Source organism: Oleiphilus sp. HI0079 (assembly GCF_001635105.1).
The window spans coordinates 1-9,641 of record NZ_LWFT01000002.1 but is presented as its reverse complement, the minus strand read 5'-3'; the positions used below and the strand labels follow the sequence as shown (position 1 = coordinate 9,641).

The following is a 9,641-nucleotide window of genomic DNA, read 5'->3' as shown; positions in this document are numbered from 1 at the left end:
CTGTTTGCATTACAGCAATGTGTAGCGAAGGGCTATCGAGTAATAGTGCCAAATCTGAAGGTCGCGTTTGATAGTGTGCCAAAACGAGCAGAGAGAAGACTGTGCGAATCTCTTGTTCTTTGTTATGTAAATCCGTTGGCCGAAACCAGGTTGTCGTTGGCGTATCATCGGCCTTAGATGGCTCCAATTTGTCAAATGGCGCATTAAGAATAAAGGCGTCATTGATGGTTTTTTCCAGAGCACAGCTGCTCGCCCAGCGAATCGGCTCTTCCAGCGTCAAGAACTTAGGCTGCTGCTTGCAGCGCTCGAGTATTTTATGGAGTTTCAGGTCAAAGCCGCGACCGCTTCCCTCATAGCCATGGAGTGTGCTCGCCAGTACTACTCGGGAATAGCGTCTAATAATGCTTTCTAGCACTGTTAGAGGCATGCTGGCCGCTTCATCAATTAGGACAAGCGCACATTCAAGTTTGCTATCGATCACCGCATTACTGGGCATGATCTTTAGCTTGGAGTGATCATCTGGGTTGTGTAGGTGTTGTGTGAAGTGCTTTCGCAGTACTTCGACGGATGTGCGTTGGTCGCTGACCAATACGATATTCCGCGTACGGTCCTGGTTGATCAACATTGCGGAGGCAACGCCTAGCGCGGTGGATTTTCCGCGTCCTCGATCTGCGCGAATGACGACAGGTCTATTGCGATGCCCAGTGACAGCATGTTCAATTCGTTCAACGCATTTCATTTGGCCTGGGTTGAGATGTATCGACTGGCTCTCAGCATATTGCGGAGGGGATTGTTGAATCCGCTCCTGCGGTAACTCATTGACCAAAGATTCAATGGCTTGTGTAAATCGTTTTTCATTTAATACAAGTGTGTTTGGACTCTCGCAGAATATTTGATACCAACGTTTCGCGGAGGGAAGCATTATTGCATCGGGGGAGGCGAGAGAGAGCAGTACGCCACCGCCGGCAAGCGTGCCGCTTAAAGCCGCTAGCGCATCTGGATTGGTAGCGGCAAGCAAGTCCCAAACCAAGAGCGACGTTTCTGTTCCGAGGCAAGTCTTAAACTTAGGTGGTTGTATCAGGGCATCGTTCGTTTCCGAAAACAGTAAGCGCTCATCGTTACTGAGCACTAGGGCTTTTTCTGTGAGCGTGTGCTGATGTCGTTCCGACAGATGAGCGCGGAGTGTTCGATAAGCGCTAAGCAGCCATTCTGGATTCCCCTCTAAAGCAATCGCGACTCGAACATTTTCAGTGTGTGCTTGCGCTAAAAGTGCGTGAAGGTTCATGGCTCTCTATCGACTAATGTTGATCTAATAGGGAAAATTTGCAGTGGTCAGGCTTGATTTTAATAATGTACTCGCTGACGCATCAATCGCAAGCAACATGGGCTTCAAATGAAAACGAAGCTACTGTGAAAAGCAAACAAAAAAGGGCCGCAATGTTGTTGATTACGACCCTTTCGTTGGCGACCTGCTTGGTTTCGACTCGTAAGGCCTGAGCTATTTGCTTAGGCTGCAGCGAGTTAGTAAAGCGCGGCCTCGTCATCGAGAACTTCGTGGATGATATCTAAGAAGATTTTATCCGCATCGCTGTGGTCTTCTGGAATGCGAACGATCGTGTTTGCGCTGATCTCCTCAGCGATAACGCGCATCGCATCAGGATCATCTTTATGCTTACGCGCAATTTCCATGCACTTCGTTGCTATGGTTGGATCAGATAACACCTTGCGAATAAAAACGCGCATTTCACTAATCACTTTAGCTTGGCGGCTTTCTTCAGCACCACTCATGGCCGTACTCCTTTGTTCATCTAATCTTCATGATCTTTATAATCGCCTTGAAAACAGCGTAGCGCAAGTTTATTGCGCTGACTTTTCGGGTTTCTGTCGAATCAGTGCTTCTTGACACACGGATGCAACTAACTCGCCCTTTTGGTTGTAAATATTTCCTCGATTGAAACCTCGACCAGCCGATGCACTTGGGCTATCCATGTCGTACAAAAGCCATTCATCCACGCGAAATGGACGGTGGAACCATAGAGCATGATCAATGCTCGCAACCTGCATGCCTTTTTGCGCAAAGCTCACGCCATGAGGAAGCATACTTGTGCCTAAGAGCCCGAAGTCTGATGCGTAAGTCAAAATGCATTGATGCAAATACTGGTCATCGGGAAGATCTCCTACTGCCCGAAACCAGTTTTGCTTATAGGGCTCTCGTATATCTGGTTTTGAGTAGTTTACTGGGTTGACAGGACGGATCTCGATCGGCCGATCACGCGTAAACTGCTCTCGTAGTTTTTCAGGTATCTGGTGTTTAAAACGTCGACGCATCTCTAGCTCTGAAAGTAGCACATCTGGCTCTTTGGCATCAGGCATATCAATCTGATGTTCAAACCCTGTTTCAGGCGCTTGAAATGACGCATTGAGAGTGAAGATCTCCTTATCATGTTGACGCGCAATGACGCGCCGAGCCGAAAAGCTTCCGCCATCTCGAAGCGTTTGTACTTCGTATTGGATAGGGCGCTTTGGATCGCCAGCACGAAGAAAATAGCCATGCATGGAGTGGGCAATGCGCTCTTCAACCGTTTTGTACGCAGCCATCATGGCTTGCCCGCAAACTTGTCCACCGAACACATTTGGAAAGCCAAGGTCTTCACTGCAACCTTCAAACTGGTTGTCCCCAGTCGCCTTTAGTTCAAGTACATTTACCAGTTGTTGAAGTACCGTGGTCATAACTTAAGCATACCTTACGATTTGATTGATTGGTGCTCATGGATGAGGTAGTTCACTTTCAGCGCATCATGAGCAGACATTTCCCAGAAGACTTCGGAAAGATAGGGTGGCGGGCCTTGGTGCGTTTGCCTTGCCCTATCATGCGTTGCCTGCTCTGGTTTTTTTGTTTTTGTAGGTCTCGTGTCTACGAGCATGAAAGTGACCTGACGACTGCACAGTCTTTTCATTGTAATAAAGACTGAATGGGTAATTATGAGATCCGATGTTCGCGCATAATTATGTCAGAGCCACTTTAATTAAAAAATGGACTTTTACGATGCTAACGAAACCTTAAGCTAGCCGTGAATCGGGGGTGCAAGCTTTGATAAGGCCTGTTTTTCTTTGGTTGCGTCGCCTGTTAAAGCAAAGCCTAGTAAGTCACCATCCGCATTCTTGAAAAGCGACTTGGAGCTGAAACCATCTGACTCACACTCCCACTCACCGTCGTTCGACAAGGGTGGAAGAACCACAACAGGGCAGGCCGGTGTTTTCACCATCACGGGCATCACGCCGTAACTTAGATTGGTCGGAGTGCCGTTAAGTGTCTTCGCTAGCGCGCGTGCTCCAGCCATTAAAGGAAGCACATATAACAGTACGTGGCCGTCGACTTCTGCACAATCGCCAATGGTAAATACATCTTTGGCTGATGTCATAAGGCTTCGATCGCAAACGATGCCTTTGTTTGTTTCAAGACCAGCCTCCTGAGCAAGGCGTGTGTTTGGTTTCAGGCCAATGGCACTGACAGCCAAATCAGCCTCGATCTTTTCGCCACTATCTAGCGTGATAATCACCGACGATTCAGTTTCCTCAATAGCGACTACATTTTGATTCAAATGTAAGTGCGCACCGGCGTCTCTCAATGCCCGTGTAACGCATTTTGACGCCTCTATCGGTAGGAGCGTGTCTAGAACTTCGCTGCTTGGACCGATGAGATCGATGTCGTAGTCTCCGTTTAAGAGATCATTTGCGTATTCGCAGCCGATTAAACCGGTCCCAATAATAGCGATGCGTTTCACTCCGGCACATTTTTCCCGAAAGATACGGTAGTCATCCATGTCGTTAACAGAGCAAACTCGCTCTGCTGTGTTCGCTACAAACGGGAGTACATTGACCTCTGCGCCCGTTGCGAGAACCAACTTGTCATAGCTCACGCTGCTGCCGTCGACTGACAGTGTTTTTGCCGAGGTGTCGATAGCCTGAACGATCGCGTGTGTGCGCATAGACATGTTCAATTGTTCTGACATGTCGCTGGCGCTTGCCATTTCCAGCTCTTTTGCCGACTTGGCTTTCGTAAAGCCGGTTGAGAGCATCGGCTTGGAGTAGGAAGTGCCGTCGTCTGCTGTGATCATTAACAACGGTGCTTCGCTATTCAGCTTGCGAAATTCGCGGGCTACCGCGTAGCCGGCCATTCCTGAACCGATTATGACAATTGGATCAGCCATTAAATTTCAACCATTTCGAAGTCTTCTTTACCAACACCGCAATCGGGGCATTCCCAGTCATCTGGAACATCTTCCCACTTGGTGCCTGGCTCAATATTGTCGTCTGGCCATCCCTCGGCTTCATCGTAAATTAAACCGCAGACAACGCATTGCCACTTCTTCATAATTACCTCTCGTTTTTCGTTTGACCAGATCGCCATTTATCAGGCGGCCTAATGTAACGAATCAATGAATCTCGCTCAATGAAATATTATACGCTTGGTTTATTTAAGCGGCCTTCGTTATACTCATCCGCCAACGTGGGTGGCTGCTTAGGCTAGGCTACAACGCCTCATACGACCTGATTTTTGATCGCACGAAAGGTGAGTTTTTGCACAAGCCGCATTCTAATTGGCATGCCTATCGGCGCGTACCAGCCTCATTTATGCCTCGTCAGTGGCAGAAGTGGGTATTGGATAGAGGATCCTTAACCAAACGGTTGCAGCATGCTTCAAATGACGACTTTTATGTTCGGGTAAAGAAGCAGAGCATTACGCGTCCCTCTTTAAGTGAGCGTAAGGTGCTTAAACTGGCGCTTGGTCGTCAGGCTCTTATTCGGGAGGTAGAGCTGGTGTGTCACGATGAGGTCTGGGTTAGGGCTCGAAGTGTTATCCCTTTATCTACCCTCAGTGGAGAAGAACGACAGCTTCGTTCCTTGGGAAATAAACCGCTCGGTGCGTTTTTGTTTGCCTCGCGTTCCATGAAGCGTGAGCAATTGGAGATCAGCCGATACATTGACAGCTCCGGTGCTTCGTTTGCACGTCGCTCAGTCTTTAGGCTGCATAAAAAGCCTTTACTGGTTGTGGAGCATTTTTGTAATGCCGTTATTGGTGCGCGTTAGAAGATGATAGTAAGAGTGAAACATAAGCTGAACAAGTGGGCTACCGAGTCTGGTTTTATCGATCATAAAACCATGGAGTTTCTGCGCCTTGCCCGTTTTGATAAGCCGATTGGTACGTTTCTCGTATTGTGGCCTGCCATGTGGGCACTTTGGATTGCCAGCGAGGGAGTGCCTAGTTTAAAACATTGTATTGTGTTTGTGCTGGGTGCGGTTGTGATGCGCGCGGCCGGTTGCGTCATCAACGATATTGCAGACCGGAATATTGATGGTCATGTTGAACGGACAAAGGCGCGTCCCCTTGCTCGCGGAGCCTTAAGTTTGAAGGAGGCGCTGAGCTTTTTTCTCATTCTTTGCTGTATCGCGTTGGGACTTGTTCTCTGCCTGAACAACTTCGCCATCTTTTGGTCGTTTGGCGCACTGGCTTTAGCTTGTATTTATCCATTCATGAAGCGCCATACGTTCCTACCGCAGGTGTTTCTTGGTGCCGCCTTTGCTTGGTCGATCCCGATGGCTTTTGCTGCGGTAACCGAGTCGGTACCCGCTCTGGCATGGATTCTCTTTACAGCAACGCTTCTCTGGACCGTTGCCTACGACACGATCTACGCGATGATCGATAGAGAAGATGATCTTAAGATTGGCGTGAAGTCGACCGCCATTCTTTTTGGCTCTGCTGATCGCGCGATTATTGCAGCGTTGCAAGTGTTGTTTGTGCTTGCACTTTGTTTGCTCGGCGACCAACTCAGTCTCGGCAGTTTCTATTTTCTATCTGTTGTCGCCGCATCCGTGCTCCTTGTTTACCAGCAGCATTTAATCCGCTTGCGTTACAAAGAGGATTGTTTCAGGGCATTTCTCAACAACAACTGGGTTGGCTTGTTAATTTTTATTGGTATTGTGCTGGACTACGCGGTTCGGTGATCGTAGATATCTAAATTCCATTCCTGTCATATACTTGTAACATGCCTTTTATGTAATACCGCATACTCAGTGCATGAGAATCGTTAGTTTTTAATTAGCAGCGACTCAAGCCAGTCCAATCCAAGATGTGGGAATAGGTAATGTCAGACAAAAAGATTCTAATTGTTGATGATGAATCCGCTATTCGTGAAATGATCGCTGTAGCTTTGGAAATGGCGGGTTACGAATGTTTGGAAGCAGACAACGCGAGGGATGCGTACACTTACATTGTGGATCAGCGGCCCGACATGATTTTACTTGATTGGATGCTTCCTGAAACAAGCGGAATCGAACTGGCTCGTCGCCTAAAGCGGGACGAATCCACGGCAGACATTCCGATTATCATGATCACTGCAAAAACCGAAGAAGATAACAAAGTGCAGGGTCTAGAGGTTGGTGCTGATGATTACATCACCAAGCCTTTTTCGCCGCGAGAACTTGTTGCACGGTTGAAAGCTGTTTTGCGTCGCGCAACGCCGCAAGGCGTAGAGTCAGCGATCAATATCGACGGTTTAGAGCTTGATCCCGTTTGTCACCGAGTTACGTCGAACGATGCAGAACTCGCAATAGGGCCAACTGAATACAAGTTACTGCAGTTTTTTATGACGCACCAGGATCGCGTTTACACCCGTGCACAGTTGCTAGACCTTGTTTGGGGCGGTAATGTTTATGTTGAGGAACGTACGGTAGATGTGCATATTCGCCGGCTGAGAAAAGCGCTTGGTGAAGCACATGATTACTTGGTGCAAACTGTGCGTGGCACTGGATATCGATTTTCCACCAAAACCTCGCATTAATCCGTTAAGATAAGTCCAACTGATGGTACGGTTCTAGAGGATAGGAGCCCAATGCATAAAAGAGCTTCCGAGCACCTGCGTTTTATGATTTGGGTTTTGCTAACAGCAGTGTTGTTCGGCTTAATCATTGATGAGCTGATCTTCGTACTGCTACTGTCCTTCATTGCATACTCGGTATGGACTGTCCGTCAGGCTTTGCGCCTTCATACTTGGCTCTATTCTCCGAATAAAGACGAAACGATTCCAGAGAGCTATGGCTTGTGGGGCGATTTGTTTGAAGGCCTCTACCATAGCCAGCAGCAAAACCTGAAAGCCAGAGATCGTTTAAGTCGAATGATTAATCGGGTTCGCTCATCGGCTAACGCACTAAGAGATGGCGTGGTGATGACCAATGCCATAGGTCAGCTGGATTGGTGGAATGACGCGGCAACGCGACTATTTGGTTTTGATGAAAAAAAAGATCAGGCGCAACTTATTACCAACCTGTTTCGAGACCCCGAGTTCATTGCCTACTTTGAACAGAAACAGTACGACGACCCTCTAGAGATTAACTCCCCAACCGATCCAAACCTGATACTGAGAATACATATTACGCTTTTCGGTGAAGATGAGCGCCTTATGTTGGCTCAGGACATCACGCGGCTTCATCATCTCGAGCAAATGCGCAAAGATTTTGTGAGTAATGTTTCGCATGAGATGCGCACGCCTTTGACCGTTATACGAGGTTACGTCGAAACCATGCTAGATAGTCCAGATGCACCTAGTCGCTGGCAGCGAGCATTGCGCTCTATGGAGGGCCAGACGCAACGTCTTGAAGCGATTATTAGTGACCTGATGTTACTTGAAAAATACGAATCGAAAGACGGTTCGGACATGGAAGGCGAAGTAGACATGTCGGCGCTAATTCAGAGTGTCTGCAAAGATGCCGAGCTCTACAGTGGTGATCGTAAACATTCCATTCGCATTGAGCTTGATAGTCTCTCAACTGTGTGGGGCATTGAGAGTCAGTTGCGTTCAGCGGTCTCTAACCTTGTCTTTAACGCTGTGAAATATACCCCGGCGGGTGGCGATGTTTTGATAAAGTGGCTGCAGGATCACGCTGGTTGCCACTTGTTGGTCAAGGACACCGGTTGCGGTTTTGACCCCGTTCATATTCCGCGACTTACGGAGCGGTTTTATAGGGCGGACCCAAGCCGCAACCAGAATACTGGAGGCTCAGGCCTTGGATTGGCCATTGTAAAGCACGTGTTGATTAACCATAGCGCAACGCTTGAAGTAAACAGTGTGCTCAATCAGGGAAGTGAATTTACCTGCCACTTCCCAAATCAACGGATTATTGATCACTCTAGTTCTGTGCAACAACAGCGCTAACGGTAGATTCTTTTTTCACCCAAAAAACGACCCCGCCGCAGACAGCCGCAGGTAAAATAATCAGGTTGATGATTGGTACCAGCGTTAGCCCAAAAGTGCACAGGCCAAAGCCCAGCGCTGCGCCACGGTGCTGACCCAAGATTTTCCTTAAGTCATCAAATGAAACGCCATTATTGTCGGCAGGATAGTCGACATATTGTATCGCCATCATCCAGCCTGAGAAAACGATCCACACAATCGCTACAATCGCATTCACGCCAGGGATCAATCCGAGAACAAACAGCGCCAATACGCGCGGTAAATAGTACATGAGTTTGCGCAGCTCGCGGAAAACGGTTCTTGGAATCAGTTTGAGTATTTCAGGTAGTGTAAATGCGGAGTCGTTCTTTTTGCCGGTGAGTTTCTGCTCGACAACTTCTGCGAGAAAACCATAGAACGGAGCACCGATTAAATTGGCGCTGGAAACAAATGCGTAAAACACCAGAAGAATCATCGCGATAAGATAGATTAGCCAGAACGCCCATTCGAGAAAAGAGAGCCATTCAGGAATCCATGACATCAGATACGCCATGCCATCGGCATACAATGCTTGCGCCCACATGAACAACAAAATAAATAAGGCGACATTGGCAAGAAGAGGAACCAGTAAAAACCAGCGCAATCCTGGAGAGAGCGCGAGCTTGAGACCTTCCATGAGATGGCTGGAGCCAGTAAAAAACGTATTTACCATAAATGAAATCCGTGTGTAGCGTTGAGCGTCTGCCTATAATAAACGCTTTCTTTACGACTTAGGTGACTAATCTTGAGCGATATCAACATTCAGTATGCGGATGAAGCGGTGGTCGTGGTGAATAAGCCGTCTGGCTTGCTCAGTGTCCCAGGCCGTGGAGAAGACAAGCAAGATTGCGTGGTGCGTCGCGTTCAGCAAACCTTCCCGACGGCACGGATCGTACATCGCCTAGATTGCGCAACATCTGGTCTTATGGTGTTGGCACTGAGCGCGGATGGTCATCGGGAATTAAGTCGACAGTTCCATGATCGTGAGGTTTCAAAGGCCTATGTTGCGCTTGTTTATGGAACCGTTGAAGCTGACGAAGGGCAGGTGCGCTTACCCTTAATGACCGACTGGCCAAATCGACCCAAACAAATGATTAGTGAAGATGGCAAGCCGGCGCATACCGATTACAAAGTGCTAAGCCGAGAGAGCGACCATACTCGTGTCTTGCTCACGCCCGTAACAGGACGAACCCACCAACTCCGCGTGCATATGCTATCGCTTGGGCATCCTATTCTTGGTGATCGACTCTATGCGGCAGGGGATGTGCTTGCAGCTTCAGATCGGCTCATGCTGCATGCTTGGCAGCTTGGGTTCATGCATCCTGAGAGCGGCGAATCGCTCTTTTTTGATCCCGAGGCACCATTCTGAAG

At 48.3% G+C, this 9,641-nt stretch carries 11 protein-coding genes; 5 read left to right on the top strand and 6 right to left on the bottom strand.

The genetic code is table 11. From position 1 onward, the window contains the following. The 5 genes from A3750_RS00190 to A3750_RS00170 form a co-directional block, all read right to left on the bottom strand. Positions 1–1,285: tRNA(Met) cytidine acetyltransferase TmcA domain-containing protein (locus A3750_RS00190; protein ID WP_156498255.1), on the bottom strand; the 1,285-nt coding region annotated here is incomplete at its 3' end. 236 nt (positions 1,286–1,521) lie between these two features. Next, positions 1,522–1,788, bottom strand: coding sequence for a hypothetical protein (locus tag A3750_RS00185; protein WP_068458731.1), 267 nt, complete (start codon positions 1,786–1,788; stop codon positions 1,522–1,524). Positions 1,789–1,857: 69 nt separating this feature from the next. Then, complete coding sequence (locus tag A3750_RS00180) at positions 1,858–2,730, bottom strand: acyl-CoA thioesterase II (RefSeq protein ID WP_068458732.1); 873 nt, start codon at positions 2,728–2,730, stop codon at positions 1,858–1,860. Between the two features lie 335 nt (positions 2,731–3,065). Continuing rightward, entirely contained in the window at positions 3,066–4,211 is a 1,146-nt protein-coding gene (locus tag A3750_RS00175) for an FAD-dependent oxidoreductase (RefSeq protein WP_068458733.1), read from the bottom strand. After that, on the bottom strand, positions 4,211–4,375 hold the full coding sequence (locus A3750_RS00170; RefSeq protein ID WP_068458747.1) for a rubredoxin: 165 nt from the start codon (positions 4,373–4,375) through the stop codon (positions 4,211–4,213). The genes A3750_RS00175 and A3750_RS00170 overlap by 1 nt, the downstream gene beginning before the upstream one ends. Before the next feature lie 206 nt (positions 4,376–4,581). Between A3750_RS00170 and A3750_RS00165 the strand changes: the two genes are divergently transcribed. The 4 genes from A3750_RS00165 to phoR all read left to right on the top strand — a co-directional run bounded on the left by A3750_RS00165 (position 4,582) and on the right by phoR (position 8,213). Beyond that, a complete protein-coding gene (locus A3750_RS00165) occupies positions 4,582–5,091 on the top strand; it encodes a chorismate lyase (RefSeq protein ID WP_156492691.1) in 510 nt (169 codons plus the stop codon). A gap of 72 nt (positions 5,092–5,163) precedes the next feature. Next, positions 5,164–6,006, top strand: a complete 843-nt coding sequence (gene ubiA / locus A3750_RS00160; RefSeq protein ID WP_068458748.1) for a 4-hydroxybenzoate octaprenyltransferase — start codon at positions 5,164–5,166, stop codon at positions 6,004–6,006. Positions 6,007–6,146: 140 nt separating this feature from the next. Continuing rightward, a complete protein-coding gene (gene phoB / locus A3750_RS00155) occupies positions 6,147–6,842 on the top strand; it encodes a phosphate regulon transcriptional regulator PhoB (protein WP_068458735.1) in 696 nt (231 codons plus the stop codon). A gap of 51 nt (positions 6,843–6,893) precedes the next feature. Then, the gene (gene phoR, locus A3750_RS00150; RefSeq protein ID WP_068458736.1) at positions 6,894–8,213 is read left to right on the top strand and encodes a phosphate regulon sensor histidine kinase PhoR; all 1,320 of its coding nucleotides are present in this window, start codon (positions 6,894–6,896) and stop codon (positions 8,211–8,213) included. Here the strand turns inward: phoR and cysZ are convergent. Further along, a complete protein-coding gene (gene cysZ, locus A3750_RS00145; protein WP_068458737.1) occupies positions 8,188–8,943 on the bottom strand; it encodes a sulfate transporter CysZ in 756 nt (251 codons plus the stop codon). The genes phoR and cysZ overlap by 26 nt on opposite strands. A gap of 72 nt (positions 8,944–9,015) precedes the next feature. Between cysZ and A3750_RS00140 the strand changes: the two genes are divergently transcribed. Beyond that, entirely contained in the window at positions 9,016–9,639 is a 624-nt protein-coding gene (locus tag A3750_RS00140) for an RluA family pseudouridine synthase (protein ID WP_231871648.1), read from the top strand. Positions 9,640–9,641: the final 2 nt, after the last annotated feature.